At 43.8% G+C, this 19,481-nt stretch carries 14 protein-coding genes; 7 read left to right on the top strand and 7 right to left on the bottom strand.

Annotated elements, in window-relative coordinates:
• Nucleotides 1–16: 16 nt before the first annotated feature.
• On the top strand, nt 17–247 hold the full coding sequence (locus ZMTM_RS04030; RefSeq protein ID WP_221765040.1) for a hypothetical protein: 231 nt from the start codon (nt 17–19) through the stop codon (nt 245–247).
• Between the two features lie 372 nt (nt 248–619).
• Nucleotides 620–1,147: a PepSY domain-containing protein gene (locus tag ZMTM_RS04035; protein WP_221765041.1), complete on the top strand. Its 528-nt coding sequence runs from the start codon at nt 620–622 to the stop codon at nt 1,145–1,147.
• Between the two features lie 155 nt (nt 1,148–1,302).
• Here ZMTM_RS04035 and ZMTM_RS04040 read toward each other — a convergent pair whose 3' ends face one another.
• From ZMTM_RS04040 to ZMTM_RS04060, 5 genes are all read right to left on the bottom strand, one after another.
• Nucleotides 1,303–2,076, bottom strand: coding sequence for an energy transducer TonB (locus ZMTM_RS04040; protein WP_225907088.1), 774 nt, complete (start codon nt 2,074–2,076; stop codon nt 1,303–1,305).
• Complete coding sequence (locus ZMTM_RS04045) at nt 2,077–2,295, bottom strand: hypothetical protein (protein ID WP_221765042.1); 219 nt, start codon at nt 2,293–2,295, stop codon at nt 2,077–2,079.
• 17 nt (nt 2,296–2,312) lie between these two features.
• Nucleotides 2,313–5,933 carry a TonB-dependent receptor domain-containing protein gene (locus tag ZMTM_RS04050; RefSeq protein WP_221765043.1) on the bottom strand — a complete coding sequence of 1,207 codons (3,621 nt, stop codon included), beginning with the start codon at nt 5,931–5,933 and terminating at the stop codon, nt 2,313–2,315.
• An 87-nt stretch (nt 5,934–6,020) separates the two neighbouring features.
• Entirely contained in the window at nt 6,021–7,010 is a 990-nt protein-coding gene (locus ZMTM_RS04055) for a FecR family protein (RefSeq protein WP_221765044.1), read from the bottom strand.
• A 6-nt stretch (nt 7,011–7,016) separates the two neighbouring features.
• Complete coding sequence (locus ZMTM_RS04060) at nt 7,017–7,529, bottom strand: RNA polymerase sigma factor (protein ID WP_221765045.1); 513 nt, start codon at nt 7,527–7,529, stop codon at nt 7,017–7,019.
• Between the two features lie 1,256 nt (nt 7,530–8,785).
• Here ZMTM_RS04060 and ZMTM_RS04065 point away from each other — a divergent pair.
• The 5 genes from ZMTM_RS04065 (at nt 8,786) to ZMTM_RS04085 (ending at nt 15,409) form a co-directional block, all read left to right on the top strand.
• Nucleotides 8,786–9,298: a sigma-70 family RNA polymerase sigma factor gene (locus ZMTM_RS04065; protein WP_221765046.1), complete on the top strand. Its 513-nt coding sequence runs from the start codon at nt 8,786–8,788 to the stop codon at nt 9,296–9,298.
• A 9-nt stretch (nt 9,299–9,307) separates the two neighbouring features.
• A complete protein-coding gene (locus tag ZMTM_RS04070; protein ID WP_221765047.1) occupies nt 9,308–10,267 on the top strand; it encodes a FecR domain-containing protein in 960 nt (319 codons plus the stop codon).
• A gap of 152 nt (nt 10,268–10,419) precedes the next feature.
• Nucleotides 10,420–13,869, top strand: a complete 3,450-nt coding sequence (locus ZMTM_RS04075; RefSeq protein WP_225907089.1) for a TonB-dependent receptor domain-containing protein — start codon at nt 10,420–10,422, stop codon at nt 13,867–13,869.
• Between the two features lie 199 nt (nt 13,870–14,068).
• Nucleotides 14,069–14,212: an energy transducer TonB family protein gene (locus ZMTM_RS04080; protein ID WP_225907128.1), complete on the top strand. Its 144-nt coding sequence runs from the start codon at nt 14,069–14,071 to the stop codon at nt 14,210–14,212.
• A 339-nt stretch (nt 14,213–14,551) separates the two neighbouring features.
• Nucleotides 14,552–15,409, top strand: coding sequence for an SMP-30/gluconolactonase/LRE family protein (locus tag ZMTM_RS04085; RefSeq protein WP_221765048.1), 858 nt, complete (start codon nt 14,552–14,554; stop codon nt 15,407–15,409).
• Between the two features lie 69 nt (nt 15,410–15,478).
• On the opposite strand, the gene ZMTM_RS04090 is transcribed toward ZMTM_RS04085, so the two are convergent.
• Nucleotides 15,479–16,606, bottom strand: coding sequence for a ribonucleotide-diphosphate reductase subunit beta (locus tag ZMTM_RS04090; protein WP_221765049.1), 1,128 nt, complete (start codon nt 16,604–16,606; stop codon nt 15,479–15,481).
• A 33-nt stretch (nt 16,607–16,639) separates the two neighbouring features.
• The gene (locus ZMTM_RS04095; RefSeq protein WP_221765050.1) at nt 16,640–19,453 is read right to left on the bottom strand and encodes a ribonucleoside-diphosphate reductase subunit alpha; all 2,814 of its coding nucleotides are present in this window, start codon (nt 19,451–19,453) and stop codon (nt 16,640–16,642) included.
• Nucleotides 19,454–19,481: the final 28 nt, after the last annotated feature.

A 19,481-nucleotide genomic window follows, 5' to 3' on the forward strand; every position in this document is an offset into this window, starting at 1 on the left:
GTAGTATTGTCGCTACATGCAAAAAACAATACGTTCGATTATTTTCGCTACCTTATTCACCTTACCACCAGCTTTACACGCTGTTGAAATGGCAAGCGATGAACCAGTAGCCAAAGTCAATTTGGTTGAATCTGAAGATGAACGATGCGTAGCAAATGATGGAAAAATGATTTCGCTGCAAGCCGACAAGCTGACACAAACGCTTGTTGTATGGGTTGATGGGTTGATCGGTGGTTTATGGGTGTGAAGACTGCCGACCATACCAAGCACGTATTAAGCAATGGCCATGACAAATCAGAACTCGGCTGCTCTGCCACTTACTCAGGGCCACAAAGTTGGACTATTTACAGCGTAAAGTAAAGAGAATTAATTAAGCTGGTATCCATTGGATTTAATGGCACATAAATAGTGCCGTTATTAATAAATTGTAACTATTTAATATAATCCAACATCAATTTATGATCAAAATAAACCAATTATGGTTAGCTGTAACCGTTATTGGGGCTGCATAAGAACTCTTATCGTATGGGTTGTATGGTGTCTGATACTTTCAGTGGTATCAGATTTGCTTATTAAAATACGTAGTTTTCAATGATGAGCTAATCCATAAGGGGGTCTTATGAAATATATCGCCATGAATGTTTGTTTTGCCGCATTAAGTATTGTTGCAACTAATGTAAATGCAGATGATTTTGCTTTTCCAAAAACCAAAGTCAGTATTGAGAAGTGTGTGCAGGCTGCCTGGAAGGTTCATCCTGGTGAGTTAGTCAAATCGGAGCTCAAGGTTGAAAAGAAAGTTCCAATCTATGAATTTGATATCAATGGTACGGATGGCAAGGAATGGGATGTAGAGTGCAACGCGCTTTCGGGAAAAATCACTGAAACGGAGGAAGAAGTAAAGAGTGCTGAAGATCCACTCTTTAAACCCAAGGTGAAAGTGTCTGAAGCTGAGGCTAAGAAAACTGCATTAGCTGCTTACCCCGGTGAGATAGTTGAGATTGAATATGAAGTGGAGTCAGATGGTGCAGCCAGTTATGAATTTGATATCAAATTGAAAAATGGCAAAGAAATGAAGGTTGAAGTGGATGCCACTAGCGGCAAGATCGTAGAGGCTAGTTATGAGATATACCAGAGTGGCAAAGAGTGATAGATTTTTAATATTGCCTTAAATAAAAGCACTCTACACAGAGTGCTTTTATATTATTGATATTCTGTAAAAAACGGTACATTGCTACTCGGTCAGAGGTCTATCGCTAATAGCGTAGTGCATACAACCTCAAGTGAAATTGCAAACAAGATAGTTCACTCCAGTTTAAACGACACTGGCACCAGAATATTAAACGTTTTGCTACGTAATGATGTTGGTGGTAAAGGGAAAGGTGAGGCCTTTCTCACCATCTCCAACGCTTGATTATCCAGGGACTCTCTATTGCTCGATTGATAGATACGGCAACTCAGCATGTTGCCATTACCATCCAGTTGTAGCTCAAGAATCACTTCGCCTTCCCATCCTCGTCTTTGGGCAATCGCTGGATATTGCTTGTACTTTTCAATAGCGCGGGTGAGCAATGCGCCGTATTCATTACGCGCATCTTTTGTATCGGGTGGAGTGGGTGCAGGCTGGGGTTTAGATTCTTGAGCTACGGTAGTTTCGCTCGTGGTGGGTCTTGCGTCTTCCGTTGTTTGTGTTGTGGGCTTTGCTGATTCTGATGTGGTGGGAGTGCTCTGCTGGGGCTCAACGACTGCTGAAGGTGATGGCTCCTGCGATGGCTTTTGTATGGTTGGTTGCTTTGTTAATGGTTTAGGCTTGATGACGTCGGGTACTGGCTGTGGCTGTTGTTCAGCTACAGGTTCAGGGTTGGGCGTGGTTTCCTTTGCTGTGGGCTGTATCGCCATGAACTCAACAGTCATCACCTTCTCAGCACTCGCTTTCTTAAAGTCCATTCTGGGTAATACAAAGGCCAGCATGATGTGGAGTGAGACTGATAAGACAACCGCCCAATATAACGTGCTGTCACGTTCAGGTTGAACTTGTCTTTGTTGATTAAAGGCACGCGGTGAATAAGTTGCCAGCACTTAATACTGCTCAAAGATACATAAGGTCTTTTCTGCATTAAAGCTTACTTTGAGCCCCACAGAAGATGCTAGCTGGTAGATACGCCTAACTAACTCATCCTCACTCAACACATCCCTCACCAGACTATTGCAATACACCACACAAAAACCTTCGGTTCTGACTTCCCGGACGATCAGGATGAGACTGGCAGGGCTGTTTTGTTCTGACTGAGTTTGCATAATTCTCTAGCTTTGCTTTACTTGTCAGGACTGAACTCGTAGCGCAAACTAACCCAGATACCTCTTGGAGCTGCTGGCGCAATAAAATTAGTGCTGAGCCAATCACCTGAGTTGTGATTATATCCATCAGGCCCAATCTCTCCATAAATGCTAGGTGAAAATGGGTTACGTCCCAAGCGGCCAGCACTAAAATATTCTTTATCAAGCAAGTTATTCACTTGCAGAGTGGCAGTCCATTCCGGGTTAAATTTATAACTAGTTTGCAGGTTAAATGTTGCATATCCTGGCAATTTCCCAGGATTGGTAGTGGGCGGGAGTGGCACATCAGCCACAATATAATTACCTGAACCTGGTGGACTCTCAACGATTAATTGACGAGTTCTGCTTACGCCTGGTTGATGTTCGTTATTCTCATTGCCGCGAACATAGCTTCCAGAATGCATTACAGCAGTGACTCCCATATTCCATTTGGGAGTAATTTCGTAGTTGATACTAGCATTTAGATTTTGTAATGGAACGCCGGGCATACGGTCGCCCTTTTTTACATTTATGGCTCTCCCATATCCATCATGTAAATCAACCGCACTACTATTGTCATTACTAATTTCTCGAAATTGACTTTGGAAGGTAGCATCCGTGAGTCCATAGTTAACACTAAAACTAAGTCTATCTTTGCGCCCAGACAACCCGGCTTCTATACCTTGGCGACGTGTATTACCGATATTGTCAAAAAAACCATTACCGCCTGGTACAGCTATAAAATAAATGTCATCTGCTAAATTTGTTTGATAGGCACCTAAATTCCATTTAATGTCTTCAGCGCCAAGTAGACTTTTAAAGCTTCCACGCATGCCCAAGTCGTAAGAAACTGATTTAATCTGCTTCAAATAAGGGTCACCTGATAGTACATTAGGTAGCGTGCATTCCCGGCCTTCTACTAAGCTTCGGGGAGTCGAATTTACAGCGCTATACGGTGTTCTATCAAATGCACAGCCTAACTCAACCACACTTGGTACACGGGCACCTTTGGCCAAATTGGTATAGATATTCAAGTTTTCTTTAGCTTGCCAAGTTGCTCCAATTGAAGGATTAAACGAGTAATAGTTGAATTTTTCGGTTTCTGCTTTATCAAGTACATCACTCAAATTGGGGAGGTGAAAATCGGTAGGAACTCCAGTGCAATCGCCATTTGGGCATACCGCATAAAAGTCTGGATAAGAAATAAGATTATTTAGGCCGAGTGCTGCATATTCAGTACGTGTCGCAATAGTACTTTTTGCTTGAGTTATATTGTAGCGAGCTGAAGTGTTGAAATGCCATGTATCTAACGGGGTCCAAGTTTCACTAAAATAAATGCTTTTGGTGGTATTGGTTCCACTGAAATCATTATTAGCTAATGGAACATCAGCCCCTGCAAACGCTGGGTTTGCCAAGTCCGGAGCTAAATATGCATTGCGGTTAGCATCCAAAAAGCCTAATTGGCTGGTATTGGTATAGGTGGAATCTGCCGCATCAATCGAGCCCCCGACCATAAACTTATGTTGCTCTAAGTTCCAGTTGAGCTGAATTGATGCACCATTGACGATTTGATTGATATTATTGTCATTAAATACTGCGGTTGGGGTGTAATACGTTTTTCCAGTAATGGGCTCTGTATAACTTACCACACCGGGTCCAGTTCCTGGTCCGGCTATCCCTACAGTATCCAAGGCACCATCAATAAAAGCGGCATGTCCAGTTCGTGGGTCTATATATTCGAATGCATTATCCTTAGCATTCGCAACGGTATCTAAAGCTTTTGTCGCTGTGCAAGTATCATTATTTTTCGGGGATACAAAATATACAAAATTTTTCTTACCATCAGGCGAGTAAAAATAGATTTCATCAAGTGTGCTTGTTGAAATCACACTATTTGCGTAGCCGTCACTAATAAGATGAGTTTCAAAGCTGCCTGTGGCATAGGAACCCTGGCCGTTTGAATAACTAGTCACAGGACCTTGCGTCTTAATAAACGTTTCTCTAGCTGTTCTTTGAAATAGTATTGCCTGAATTTTATTTCTATCTTGATTAAATTCATCAAGTAGGTTTTTGGCAAAGACAGGATCCAAATCTGCATTATATCCAATTGGATTTCCATTAACGTCTTGAGGAAGTAAGGCGGGATTCCCAACAAAATTATTTCCCAAAGAATCTAAAAAGAAATTATTACCAAATAAGTCCGACAAATCCCCTGTTGGATTATCTACAGTGACCACATAATAATCCGGCAATCCATATTTGTTATGGCTGTCCAATAGACATGTCCATTGCTCACCCGGTGCAGGGACTCGGCGTGCTTCTTGTAATATTTCGCTATCGGAAAATCCAGTATATACATCAGCCCCAATTGAGTGTCGGTCGCTCTTCCTGCGATATACCTGGCCAGTGACGCTAAATGTGTCACTCACCTGAAATGCTCCTGAGAGTTGGAATTGTATGAGTTTGTTCTTAGTGGTATCAGGGGCTGTAAATACACTACTTGAGTCTCGCGCGTATTCCTCACTTGGCAATAAGCCATTACCAACCAGATCTGTTTTCACCAATAAAGTGCTTAAATTAAGATCGAGCTTATCGCCACGGTAACTGGCTTTGCCAAAGAATTGATTCACCTTGCTGGGTGAGTTTTTTCGAAAGCCATCTTCCAAGAAAAAGTTACCTGCTCCAAACAGTGCCAATGTGCCATTATTCCACCCGCTCTCGATTTGTAATTGTTTACGTCCAAACGAACCAGATAATATTTCCGCATCTAAACCTTCATCGGTAAAGCCATCTTTTGTTTTAAGGGTAAACGCACCACCTAAAGTATTTAGGCCAAATATTGGGTTAGAGCCAGGAAACACATCCACTCCCGCTAGAGCGTTCATGGGGATCATGTCCCAGTTCACCACGTCACCAAATGGTTCATTGACGCGAATGCCGTCAAAGAAAACGCTTAAGCCTTGCGGTGTACCGATTTGCGGACCAGCAGTAAAACCACGATAAGTCACATCCATCTGGAATGGATTACCCTGGTAGTCATTGATATTCACAGACTGGAGCTTTTTGTTCATCAGGTCAGTGATGGATAAAGAATGAGACTCCTTGATTTCTTTCGCGCTGATACTTTGCACATTGCCAGGGATTTCATCTAGGGTAAGTCCAAGTCCTGGCAGTGGCCCGACTTCATAGAAACGTTTGGCACGGACAGTCACTGCTTCAAGCTTCATATCTAGCGCGTCTTTATCCGGTACAGGCCTGATGACAGCGCTACCATCTTTGATATCTGCGTCCAATCCGCTACCTGCAAGTAATCGGTGTAAAGCCTCTTTACGAGTCATGCTTCCTTTAATTGCTGGCGCAGTTTTGTTTCTGGCAACATCGCTATCAAACGAGACATCAACACCGGTCGCATTTGAAAACTGTTTGAGCGATACGTCTAAAGGCTGTGATGGGATATCTAACCGAATAGGGGCGATGAAATTGCCATCTTTTTCAGGGGGTAAATTAGTATTGAGCTCAGCAGCTTGAATACATGTGGAGACAACTATAAGTGATATGGCAAAAGCAGTTCTGCAAATTAATGGCCAGCTATTTGCAATTTCAATTGTACGAATAGACATCGGTATCCCAATTAATAAATCATGGTTGATACCTATCTAACCCTGCAGTAAAAATATTACTGATGTCTAATGATGAAAATAATTAAATTATTTTTTGGCTGGAGAAACTATCAATGTTTCGTTCTGACCATACTCGACTTTGACGGGTGCAACTTCTGGAAGACTATCCAGGAATTTTTCCACATTGCGTGCTTTTACAATGGCGGTGACTTTTGTTTTTACATTCAAGCCTGATTCAATATGAACAGGTTGTTGGCGGTAGCGTGAGAGCGTTTCGCTGATTTCGTCCAGCGTTGCATTATTAAACGTGATGATGCCTTGCTGGAATGTGAAGGCATCGGATGCTGGCCGTGAAACACGCTGAGGTGATTGCGCTGGCAATACTTCAGCTACTTCCCCATTGGTCAGGATGGTCGGAGTACCAATCACATTGCCATCTTGGCTTTGCGACTCAACTTGCACCCGACCATGATCAACGCTCACTCTGACTAGGTTGTTGAGCCGGTTCACAACAAAGCGTGTACCTAGAACAGTGACTTTGGCATCACCACTATCTACGACGAATGGCCTGTTTGGATCCTTTGCTACTTCAAAGATCGCTTCACCACGATTAAGTTTTACCAGACGTTTATTACGGTAATAAATGATGTCAATGTTGGTATTGGCATTCATGGTGATTTTACTGCCGTCATTTAAGTCTTTGACCGCGACCTCGCCGATATTGGCACTCGCAGACATTTGCATAAGCGGTTGTGATTGCCATGCTTGGTAACCAAATAGACTGGCCGCTGAAAGAACGACAATACTGAGGGCAGTAAATGCTGTTTTGATTTTGCTTGAACGTTGGAGTTGCTGCTTTTTCTGCAGGGCAGAAGTCAACCGCTCTAGCTGGGGTGTTGAATCCAGTTTTTGCCAGATATCTTCAACTTCTAAATATACCTGCTGATGGCTTGGGCTTGCCATTAACCAAGCTTCAAATTTAGTGCGATCAGGATGCTCAGCATCCAGTTTCTGTAAGCGGATGAACCAGCTTATGGCTGTTTCTCGTAGGGTTTTCTTTTTAGCAGGAGATAACATGGCTGCTTAGCGGATTAAGTCTTCGGCTTCGAGAAGCTCAACCATGGCACGCATCACATGTCGCTGCACCATATTTCTGGTGATGCCTAACTGAAGGGCTATCTCACTTTGATCCAGGCCTTCAATACGAAACAACCAAAAAGCCTCACGACATCGTGGAGGTAGGTTATCTATCATATGTTGCATGGCTTTTAGCCGCTGTTGTATGTCTGCCAAATGTTCAGCGGAAGGCGTAAACCGTTGATCGGCGAACGAGAGATTATCTTCTTCGCTCTCATCAGTGATTAAAGGCACTAAACGTCGTTGGTGGTTATGCTCATCAATCAGCACATTTCGCACAATCACCTGCAGAAAAGCATGAGGGCGCTGAGTACGATCAGGATTTTTGGCTAGTGCAAATCTCACCAAAGCATCATGCAGGATATCCAAGGCGTTCTGCTTGCATAGTGTTTGACGGTAAATGTTAGGTAACAAATCAGAATATGCCCAGCGTAAATCCACACCATGCCATTGCATCATGATTTGATACCACGCAAGATGGATTGATAGCTGAGCATGTAACCTTTGGAATGAGAAGTTATGTATAGAGTTTGCTATGAGGCAAAGATTTATTAATTACTGCAAAGACTATGCCTAAAATAATTAATCAATAAGCCACTGTTCTTAAACAACTTTCTATGCTAACGACTAAACATATTGAATGTATACAGCCAAGCTGGGCTAAATACAGCCACCAATTGCGGTTTGTTAAGTTTGACCATGCGAACTGCCGGTTACTTATTTTTTGAATGTAGAGTTTGTGAGTCTTGTTCATCGCTGAATTGAAATAAGCCTTCAGTTTCTTGAGCAGTCTTGCTCACAGGCAAAGTTTCTTTGTTAACAATATCTGAATTTACTAGATACTTTGCCGTAATTTGAAATCGAATACGGGGTGGGTAGCTTTGTGGCGCAAATCTTATATGTTTCAATTTCACTAGAGATAAGCCCAAGAACGAAGCCAGTTGACTTGTTCAGGTTGTTTATTATTTTCGTGTCGCAATTATTAATTACATGCGGCGCTCGGAGGTATATTGCTACGTCAATAAAAAACACCCCAGCAAGGGGGCTTGCTAGGGTGATTTAAGAGAAAGCTAATTACACGTCAAGTTAGCAATTTAAATATATTGCCAATCTAATAAGTTAAGAAGGGAAATAATCCCGAATATTAGATAGTGAATTTCCTGAGATAGGTTTTCGTGCCTTATTCTGAGATCTTTTTCAGATTATCCAGACCGCCCTCATAAACACTTGAGATTGTCTTTAGCGCTGTTTCGTCATCTTGACCGCTAATCACCTAGCAGAATGAAAGACTGCGAGTCTCCACTTCATCCCAGTCTGCTCTAAGTTTAGAAACTGGGGTTTATTTTGTCAGATTTATCTCAATAAATACAATATCGTTTTTATTGGATTTCACTAATATCATTAGTCAGTTTCTGTTAGGAATAACACTAGTTCCTATCGGGAATTATTCCCTATTTCTATTTCCCTCCTACCAATAATATCCTTCTCAGCCTGCATTTTATTTAATTAATAATTTATCAAGAAAATTGGTTATTAATTAGTTGGTTATAAATAGCCATCAGATGAAAACGGTGGTTGCTGGTAACCACCATTTCCAATAAGTATTATTTTGATAATTAAATAAGTAATTTAAAACAATAGGTTGAGGTTATCACTGTATTAGGCTCGAATTTTGCAGATTATACAAAAACTTTATTTTGTTATAGGTAAAAAATATGAGTAGCATGTCAATGAACTTGATGATGAACGAAATGTATTCTTCTCATCATGCATGGCTGCATGGTTGGTTGCGAAAAAGATTGGCGTCTTCTGATGTTGCAGCAGACCTTGCTCAAGATACTTTCGTTTCTGTTTTGACTCGTCAGAATAAAGAGCAAGAAGATGTAGTAATTAACGAGCCCCGTGCTTACCTGACAACAATTGCAAAATGCATTTTATCGAATTACTTCCAGCGAAAAAATCTGGAGGAGGCATACAATGAGGCCCTTGCCAATATTGGTTTGGAAGTAACAATATCAGCTGAAGATAAACTCATTCTTTTGGAAACACTACAAGAGATAGATGCCATGTTGGATAAGTTGCCGGTCAAAGTAAGGCAGGCATTTTTACTTCATCATTTGGATGGAGCCAACTATTCAGAGATTGCTCTCAAGCTGGATATATCTGACCGCACAGTCACAAGATATATGGCCCAGGCTTTTGAGCAATGTCTTTTACATATGCTTTAAAGATACCCATTGAATTCAAATAATCATTCCAATATTCCGGATGTGATCAAAGAAGCTGCTTCTTGGCTAAGTAAGATGCATCGTGGCCCTTTAAGTCATGATGAGGAGGTGGCATTAGCTGAGTGGCGGATACAGAGCGAACTTCATGAAATGGCTTGGAAGAATGCAGAGCAGTTAAATGTAAAGCTCAAGAAAATTCCAAATCGGATTGGCATGATGGTTTTGGATCGGCCAACATCTCTAGAGCGGCGTGCTTTTATAAAGCCATTAGCAATCTTTATGATTGCGGCGCCTACTGGCCTTTTGACCTACCGCATGACGCCATGGCAGAGTTGGACGGCTGATTACTCTACTGCCATTGGCGAAACAAAAACCTACGCATTAGCTGACGGTACCAAGATAACCCTCAATACCGATAGTGCAGTCGATATTGACTATGACAACCAGCACCGATATATAAAGCTATATAAGGGTGAGGTTTATGTTGAGACTGCAAAAGACCAACTTCATAGACCTTTAGCTGTCTTGACAAAGCATGGTCGCCTAACAGCCCTAGGTACTGTATTTACTGTCAGATTGGAATCGGATTTTAGTTCCATAGCTGTGATGGAAGGTGCTGTTGAGGTCGTAGCAAAAGAAAGCAACAAATCTTCGGTGGTCATTCCTGCACTTAATCAATCTACTTTTAGCAGCACTAAAATTGATCCAATTTTGCCCCTTGATCCAAATGCAAGCGCTTGGATTGATGGGACGCTATATGCAGATAATATGCGTCTGGAAGACTTCATTGGTTTATTAAGTCGGTACCGTAAGGGAGTTTTAACCTGCGATGAGACATCAAAAAATATACTTATATCGGGCGCATTTCAACTTAAAGATCCAGAGCATATATTAGAGATGATCCAGGATACGCGCCCGATTAAAATTATCTGGCGTACGCGCTATTGGGGTTCCATCACAAAAAACTGATTCAGAAACGACATTTTAGATTTAAGGAAAAAGAGGACAAAAATAATTAATTATTTTTGTCCTCTTTTTCATTCTCGCTTGACATAGATAGTAAGGAGCAAAAGTTTGCGAAGTTGAAGCAACTACATAAGTACTTAAGGGATATGGGGAAAATGATTCGATTAGGGGCAATTTTTGTTTGTTTGTCGGTATGGAGTTCAGTTGTTTGTTACCCAGCTATGTCGGAAGAGATCAAACCAGAAAACACCAAGTATTACGACATCCCAATGGGGTCACTTGGTCAAGCATTGTCTAGCTTTGCAGGTAAGGCCGGGGTGACTTTGTCTTTTGACCCTTCATTAACTCAAAATAAAACATCTTCCCCAGTAAAAGGTGTTTATGACATTAATAGTGGTTTCAAAACCATCCTAAAAGATAGTGGGTTAACGGCAATCTCGGATGGTAATGGGGGATATTACCTACAGAAACTTCCAGAAATAAAAGGTGATTCAAACCTGCCCTTAGATATCAAGCTTGAGACAGTTAACGTTCGTGCAAAGCGTTTTTATGAAGTCGGGCCACTACCCGGTCTGGGACTGACCGAGGAAGAAATTCCCGGTAATGTTCAAAGCATTAGCGCACAAGAGATCAAAGAAGCCCACTCCTTATCCATTACTGATCTGATGAATAAAAAGCTGCAATCAGTCAACGTCAATGACTATCAGGGCAATCCATTCCAAATGGATGTCACTTATAGAGGCTTTACTGCTGGGCCACAAATCGGTACCCCCCAGGGATTATCAGTGTTTCTGGACGGCGTTCGTGTTAACGAACCATTCGGAGATGTCGTGAACTGGGACATGATTCCCATGAATGCACTTGCTGGGATTGACGTAATTCCAGGTTCAAACCCTATCTTTGGATTGAATACGCTGGGGGGTGCCATTACGCTGAAAACAAAGGACGGATTCAATAATGCAGGTATGAGTGCCGAAGTGCTAACAGGCTCTTTTGGGCGGAAATATCTTCAGGCAGAAGCAGGCTGGAACAATGGCACAGTAGCTTTATTTGGTGCGGGCAATTTCTTCATGGAAGATGGCTGGCGTGAGAATTCCCCAAGTAAGGTTAACCAAGTGTTTGGCAAGGCAAGCTATCGGGGCGACCAGCTAGATGTAAGTTTAAGTACTCTTTTAGTAGGCACTAATTTAGTTGGTAATGGCCTTATCCCTAACCAAATGTATCAGCAGGATCGATCGTCGACATTTACTTCTGAAGATACTACTGACAATAAACTTAGCCAGTTTCAACTCTCTAGTAATTACTTTGTAAACGATAACTTCAGCATCACTGGCCAAATCTATCGTCGGAACAGTAACCGACATGCCGTAGGTGCTGATGCCTATACTGATGGTTTCCCTGATACTCAACAAGTGTTACGCAATCTAGCACCCGGAGAGCAGGCGAGTTGCCAGTTCCTAAGTACTAATTCTTATCATCTTCCCGACTACTATGTGTTCGCGTTGTCAGATCCATTCGATACAAGCTCTAACCCATTTATTCAAGACTATATGGCAAATGGTGCTAATCCAGGCTACGACCTTCAAGCCGCAATAGCGTTATATGCGCCTAATGCCAAAAACGGCACATTGACATCAGAATATGCGCAAGCGGCACAACAATCATTTAATTACTGGAAAAACACAACTGATCAGAATTTATTCAATTCAGCTAACATACCTGTGCCTGTAGGGCAAGGGACGGTTTTGCCTAATGGGGACGTCTCATATTCTACGCTTGGGCCTTTATATGACGCTCTTAGAGCCAATGCGCTTGACCTAGACAATACAGGTTTTGAGGCCTCACAGAATTTTTTCTACGATAGTAATGGGGTTAAGCACGTAGTGCTTACTGTGTCGCCAATAAATAAGGCTGTTTGTGAAGGCGGACAAGTAGATTTAGTAGATCCCCAGTATTTTAACCGAAATCCAGATGGACATATTAGTGGTCAACCAGGTGTGGTTGAGGGCACGCCAACTTCAGTGATAACCGACAACAGGATCAACCAACAGGTTGATGGGGGGTCAGTACAACTCAACTGGAATTTTGATAAACATAAATTTATGGTAGGTGCTTCTATAGATATTGCCAAGACTACCTATTCAAATACGCAACAACTAGGTTTGTTGGACGACAGTCGAATGGCCTATCTCGCACCAGATCAGATTCGTGATCAATATGTTGCAGCAACTACACCTATCTCAAACAATAATTTTGGAGGTACCTCTACAACCAAAAGCCTTTATGCAAGTGAAACCTGGAGTCCAATAGACACGCTGCACTTTACTGGCGCAGCTCGCTACAACATTACTAATGTAAAAAATACCGTAGCTACGCGAACCGCTTTCACATTCTATGAGTTAGCAAATTATGTGTCACTCCCCGATTTTTTTAACCTTTGCCTAGGGAGTATCTCCAACTGTCCAAGTACCGGTTATAAATTGAGTGATGGCAGTCAGTTGCTAAAGCCGGCAGAAACAGAGCGATTCAGTTTTTATTCACTCAATCCATCGCTAGGGCTCAGTTGGCAGGCAACTAAAGCACTAAATTTTTACACTAACTGGGCTCAGGGTACACGTACTCCAAGTGTTGTTGAGCTGGGTTGTGCATACGATAGAACCCAGGTTTATGCGGGACAAGGAAATGGTGGTGCCATATATGCAGACAAGAGCCTTGTAGAAAACCGCTCTTGTACGTTACCTACCACTTTGTCAGGGGATCCTTATCTGCCTCAAATCAAGGCTACTACCTATGACATAGGTTTTCGAGGCACCATCGGTGAAAATATGAAATGGAATATTGGTGCCTATCAAACTGATTTAAAAGATGATATTTATCTAATTACTGTCGGGGGTGCGAACAGTTTCTTCGATACTATTGGGAATACCCAGCGCAGGGGTATAGAGGCCGGATTCTCTGGGAAAAAAGATAGATTGAGTTTTGGAGTGAACTACGCGCTCACAGATGCCACTTTCCAAAATACATTCAATATGATCTCCCAAAATAACAGTAGTGCTGTGCAAGGAGGCGTAAATGGTATAGCCAGTGAAGCTTTCAAACAGATCACTGTTCATCCAGGTGATCGTATGCCAGGGATTCCATTACATAACATCAATCTCAATGCCGGTTATGACGTTACAGATAATTGGAGAGTGAGTCTTAGTGCAGTGCTCCACTCTGGGAGCTACCTACGCGGTAATGAGAATAATCAGCATCAACCTGGCGTAACGGAATATTACACCGTCAATGGGGTGACTGTGCCACGCCAACCTTTCGATAACCCAGGGAAAGTACCTGGATATGGCGTTGTGAATTTTCAGACCAGTTATCAGCTTAATAAAGAATGGTCAGCGACTTTGCTCGTGAACAATATCTTCGACAAAGAGTATTTCAGTGCAGGTCGTCTGGGCCGCAACCCATTCTCACCTAGTATCAATGGAGCCATTGGCCCAGGTGGCTACAACTACAATTCGGACGACTGGCTAAGTGCAAATTTTCTGGCACCGGGCGCACCAAGGGCAACTTGGGTAACTTTGCGATATGAATTCGCACCGGACAAAAACTAATCAATGGAGGGCTAAGTATACAAGCATGTCAAAACTTTTCATCACGGTTTAGACATAGATTACGGGGCATTATGACTGCCCTTCAGCATTCAGCCTGATCAACTAAAGAACTCGCAAGGACTTGAAGTGAAATGAAGGCATCACCAAGCTCGAACAACTGGTCGCCAATAATCCAGACAATATTGAATACCGTAGCCGCATCTTTCAATCCAGTAATCGAGAATCGTTAGATCAACAGGCATTGGAAATGGTAAAAAAAGCTTCTCCTTTTCCGTTACCTCCAGACTCCCTAAGAGGAAAGTCTTTTAACATTCTTGTGCCAGTATCTTTTAAGCTGGGTTAAGACGTCTAAGGAGAGCAAAAAAATACCCAGAAAATAATTGATCGGGGTAAAGAATGGAGTCTGGCTACCTGAATAGCCCCGACGTATTGTTTGCCCTTATGACCCAGGTGATCAAACATGGTTAAGCGGAACATAGGAAAAACTTACATTAAAGTCCGACAGACTTTGACTTGAATTATCTTATTTTTCTTGTTATTAAAATCAAAGAGTTACATAACTGTCCCCGACGGACTTAATTAGTTATAGTCAGGCTGTAGGCTGAAATCAATGTCAAAAACGCTGTTAGTTGGCATTGATAATTGATTGATCAACGATAATAAAATTAGGACTGGAGATAATATGAACTGGAAAAATATTTTACTCGCTACTGCGCTAATGCATACTTTTTCTTATGCGCAAGCCGATGCTACTGTAAGCAAAAAACTTGATGGTTTTAAAACACCTGAATCAGCTCTCGCGCTTAAAGATGGTCGTATATTGATTTCAGAGATCAATGGTTTTGGTGTGGAAGGTGATGGACAGATTAGCGAAATTGGTAAAGATGGCAAAGTCAAAGTGCTGGCTTCAGGCTTGGATGACCCTAAGGGTTTGGCCGTCATCGGTCAGGATATCTATGTCGCAGATAGAACCCGCATCATCAAGATTACGCCTGACGGTAAATGGTCGGTGTTTACTGCGGCAGAAGATTTTCCTGCAAAACCACTATTCCTGAACGATCTTGCCACTGATGATCAGGGCAATCTCTTTGTCAGTGAGACGGGTGATTTAGACAAAGGCAATGGCGGCGCTATTTATCGCATTAATCCACAGGGTAAGGTGACATTCACCATCAATGCCAGTGATGATAAGCGCGTGTTAGGCCCCAATGGCATTATCACTAACAAAGGCGGCGAGAGTATTCTTTATGTGGATTTCTTCTCGGGTGTTTTATATGAGCTAAATATCAAGACTAAAGCGTTGACCCAAGTGGCCGATGGTTTTGGCGGCGGCGATGGTCTAGTACGTACCAAGTCTGGTGTGATATATGTGAGCGACTGGAAAAATGGCAAGGTGTATGAGGTACATCATGGCAAGGCTAAGCTCATTAAATCTGGATTCAAGGCTTCTGCGGACATTGACCTCAGCCAGGACGAAAAATATTTACTAGTCCCCGACATGAAGGCTGGTGAATTAGTTTGGTTGCCATTACATCATTAAGTCATCCACGTAAGTTGCTGTGAATCAAAGCCATTATCTTTTATATAACAAGATAATGGCTTTTTTGTATTAATCCCAGCTTAACGCACCGCCTGTTTGATATTCAGTGACGCGCGTCTCGAAGAAATTCTTTTCTTTTTTCAGGTCTATCATTTCACTCATCCAAGGGAATGGGTTGGCAGCACCCGGGTAAAGTACATCTACCCCAATCTGCTGCAATCTGCGGTTAGCAATAAAGCGCAGGTATTCCTTGAACATGGATGCATTCAGGCCTAGCACACCGCGTGGCATCGTGTCTTCAGCGTAACGGTATTCCAGTTCAACGGCTTGCTGCATCAATCCCTGTATTTCATCCCTGAACTGGTTATTCCACAGATGTGGGTTTTCCAGCTTAATGGTGTTGATGAGGTCAATGCCAAAATTGCAATGCATGGATTCATCACGCAAGATGTATTGATACTGCTCTGCAGCGCCTGTCATCTTGTTCTGGCGACCAAGCGCAAGAATCTGCACAAAGCCGACGTAGAAAAATAAGCCTTCCATGATGCAGGCAAACACGATGAGCGATTTAAGTAGTTGCTGGTCAGTGAGCATGGTGCCAGTTTTGAACTCTGGATCGGTCAATATCGAGATGAAAGGAATCAGGAACTCGTCTTTATCTCGGATGCTGGAGACTTCCTGATATGCATTAAAAATCTCGCTCTCGTCCAAACCCAAACTTTCTACGATGTATTGATAGGCGTGGGTGTGAATGGCTTCTTCAAAGGCTTGACGCAACAGATACTGACGGCATTCAGGGGCGGTGATGTGACGATAGGTACCGAGCACAATGTTATTCGCGGCCAACGAATCTGCCGTAGTGAAAAACCCGAGATTGCGCTTAACAATCAGACGTTCATCTTCTGTTAACGCCGTGCTGTCTTTCCATTGTGCAATGTCGCGGCTCATGGAGACTTCTTGCGGCATCCAGTGGTTGGCGCATCCCGCTAAGTATTTATCCCAAGCCCAATGGTACTTAAATGGAACCAGCTGATTAACGTCAGTCTGTCCGTTAATCACACGTTTGTCGTTGGCATTAACGCGGCCTGAGACGGAAGGTTGGTTAGCAGGTGCAATGCTGGTGGCGACTAATGTTGGTTTAGGCGTGATTGCGACAGCAGGTGTTTCTTCAATGATTTCTTCTTCAAATGACAGCATATTTTTCCCTATATTTTATTGATTGGCGGATGCTTACTGGCAAGACTCACAACCTGGATCATCAATAAGGCATTGCTTAGGCGCTTCTTCTGGTGAAGCTTCCGGCGCTGATGATGAAACTGCGTTCAGTTCGCCGCCACTGCCCGTTGATTTCTCAGCCGCTGTTGCACCCAATGAACGCAGGTAATAGGTGGTTTTAAGGCCACGTTGCCAGGCCAGCATGTAGGTATCGTTGAGCTTTTTGCCAGATGGAACCGCAAAATACAGGTTGAGCGATTGCGCTTGGTCTATCCATTTTTGGCGACGTGCAGCAGCTTCTACCAGCCAAGTGGGATCAACTTCAAAAGCCGTAGCATATAAGGCCTTAATCTCAGCGGGGATGCGGTCTATAGCTTTCACCGAGCCATCGTAATATTTGATGTCGGCAATCATGACTTCATCCCACATATCTAAGGCTTTCAGTTCAGCCACTAGGCCTTCATTCACTACCGTAAATTCGCCTGACAAATTGGATTTTACGTATAGATTCTGATATTCAGGCTCAATGCTCGCTGCCACGCCGACGATGTTGGAGATAGTGGCAGTAGGCGCAATCGCCACGCAGTTGGAGTTACGCATACCAACCGACTGGATGTGGGCACGCAAGGCATCCCAGTCCAGTGTGCTGCTGCGATCAACCTCAACATTGCCACCACGCGCTTCAGATAGCAGGTTCAGGGTATCAAGTGGCAATATGCCTTGGTCCCACAAACTGCCCTTAAAGCTGGAGTAAGCACCGCGCTCTTCAGCCAGATTACTCGACGCCAGATAAGCGTTGTAGCAAATGGCTTCCATGGTACGGTCTGCGATTTCAACGGCTTGTTGTGAAGCGTAGGGAATACGGAGCGCATGTAGCATGTCCTGGAAACCCATGATGCCGAGACCGACCGGGCGGTGACGGTAGTTCGAGTTACGAGCATGTCCCACTGCGTAGAAGTTGATATCCACTACGTTATCCAGCATGCGCATGGCAACATTGATGGTGGCTTTGAGTTTGGCCTGGTCTAATACCAGCTCGCCATTTTCTTCTTTCAAATGCGCCATCAGGTTGACGGAGCCGAGGTTGCATACCGCGATTTCTGTCGCTGAAGTATTCAAGGTGATCTCGGTACACAAGTTGGAACTGTGCACCACGCCTACATGTTGCTGCGGTGAACGGATATTGCATGGGTCTTTAAAGGTAATCCAAGGGTGGCCAGTTTCAAACAGCATGGAGAGCATTTTGCGCCACATCTGGGTTGCCGATACTCGCTTGAATAACGCAATCTCGCCACGGTCGGCTTGGCGTTCGTATTCAACATAAGTCGATTCAAAAGCCTTGCCGAATTTATCATGTAGGTCTGGTACGTCGGATGGTGAGAATAGTGTCCATTCGCCATTTTCATTCACGCGCTGCATGAATAAATCGGGGATCCAGTGTGCAGTGTTCATGTCATGCGTGCGGCGGCGGTCATCGCCTGTGTTTTTACGCAGATCGAGAAACTCCTCGATATCCAGATGCCAGGTTTCAAGATATGCGCACACCGCACCTTTACGTTTACCGCCTTGATTGACGGCCACTGCAGTGTCATTGACCACTTTTAGGAAAGGAATCACGCCCTGGCTTTTGCCATTAGTGCCTTTGATGCGTGAGCCTAAAGCGCGCACTGGCGTCCAGTCGTTGCCCAGTCCGCCTGCATATTTCTGTAGCAGCGCATTTTCCTTGATAGCTTGATAGATGCCATCAAGGTCATCGCTTACCGTCGTCAGGTAGCAAGATGAAAGCTGTGAATGCAGCGTGCCGCTGTTGAATAACGTGGGCGTGGAGCTCATAAAATCAAAGGTGGACAGCACATTGTAGAACTCGATGGCGCGATTCTCACGGTCGATTTCGTTAATTGCCAAGCCCATGGCAACGCGCATGAAGAATATTTGTGGCAACTCTATACGGCGCTCTTCAATGTGTAAAAAGTAGCGGTCATACAAGGTTTGCAGGCCTAGATAGCCAAACTGGAAATCGCGGTTTGCATCGAAGGCGCGACCCATTTTCTCGAGGTCAAATTGCGCAAGACGTTTATCGAGCAAGCCAGCTTCAATGCCTGTTTTGATGTATTGCGGGAAGTATTCCGCGTAACGGGTTTGCATGGCGGCATGATTGACATCTTCGCCCAGCACTTCGGCGCGAATCAGGTCTAGTAGCAGGCGTGCAGTGACATAGTTGTAGGCTGGCTCGCGCTCGATCAGGCTGCGTGATGAGAGAATCAGCGCGCGGCGTACTTCATTGAATGGCATGCCGTCGTAGCAGTCGCGCACAGCTTGCTCGACCACCGTTTTGGGGTTAACCGCGTTGCCAAGGAATAAGCATGCTTCGGCCACCATTTCAGTGAGTTTTGCCAAGCTGAGCGCTTCACGTTTGCCATTGATGATGATGTGTAATTGCGGCGCATCATGCGGCTGAGCGGCGCGTTCTGCCGAGCGTTTTTCGCGGTACAGCACGTAGGCTCTAGCGACGTCATGTTCGCCAGAGCGCATCAAGGCTAACTCTACCTGATCTTGTATATCCTCAATATGAACGGCGCCGCCAGCAGGCAGCCGACGCATCAATGCGGCGACCACCTGTTGAGTTAGCGTGGCTACCAATTCGCGCATGCGGCTTGAGCCAGCTTGGCCATGTTCGACTGCAAGAAACGCCTTGCTCATGGCAATCGAGATTTTTTCTGGGTCAAAGGCAACAGCGGCGCCATTACGGCGGATTACCTGCAAACTTGGTGCTTGAGTATTAAAGTTGGAAAGTGATGCAGTCGGTGTAGCGACTTGAATATCATCCATGGAAAGCTCCCTGTAAAAGGGACGGGAA

The sequence above is a fragment of the Methyloradius palustris genome (genome assembly GCF_019703875.1).
GTDB lineage: Bacteria > Pseudomonadota > Gammaproteobacteria > Burkholderiales > Methylophilaceae > Methyloradius > Methyloradius palustris.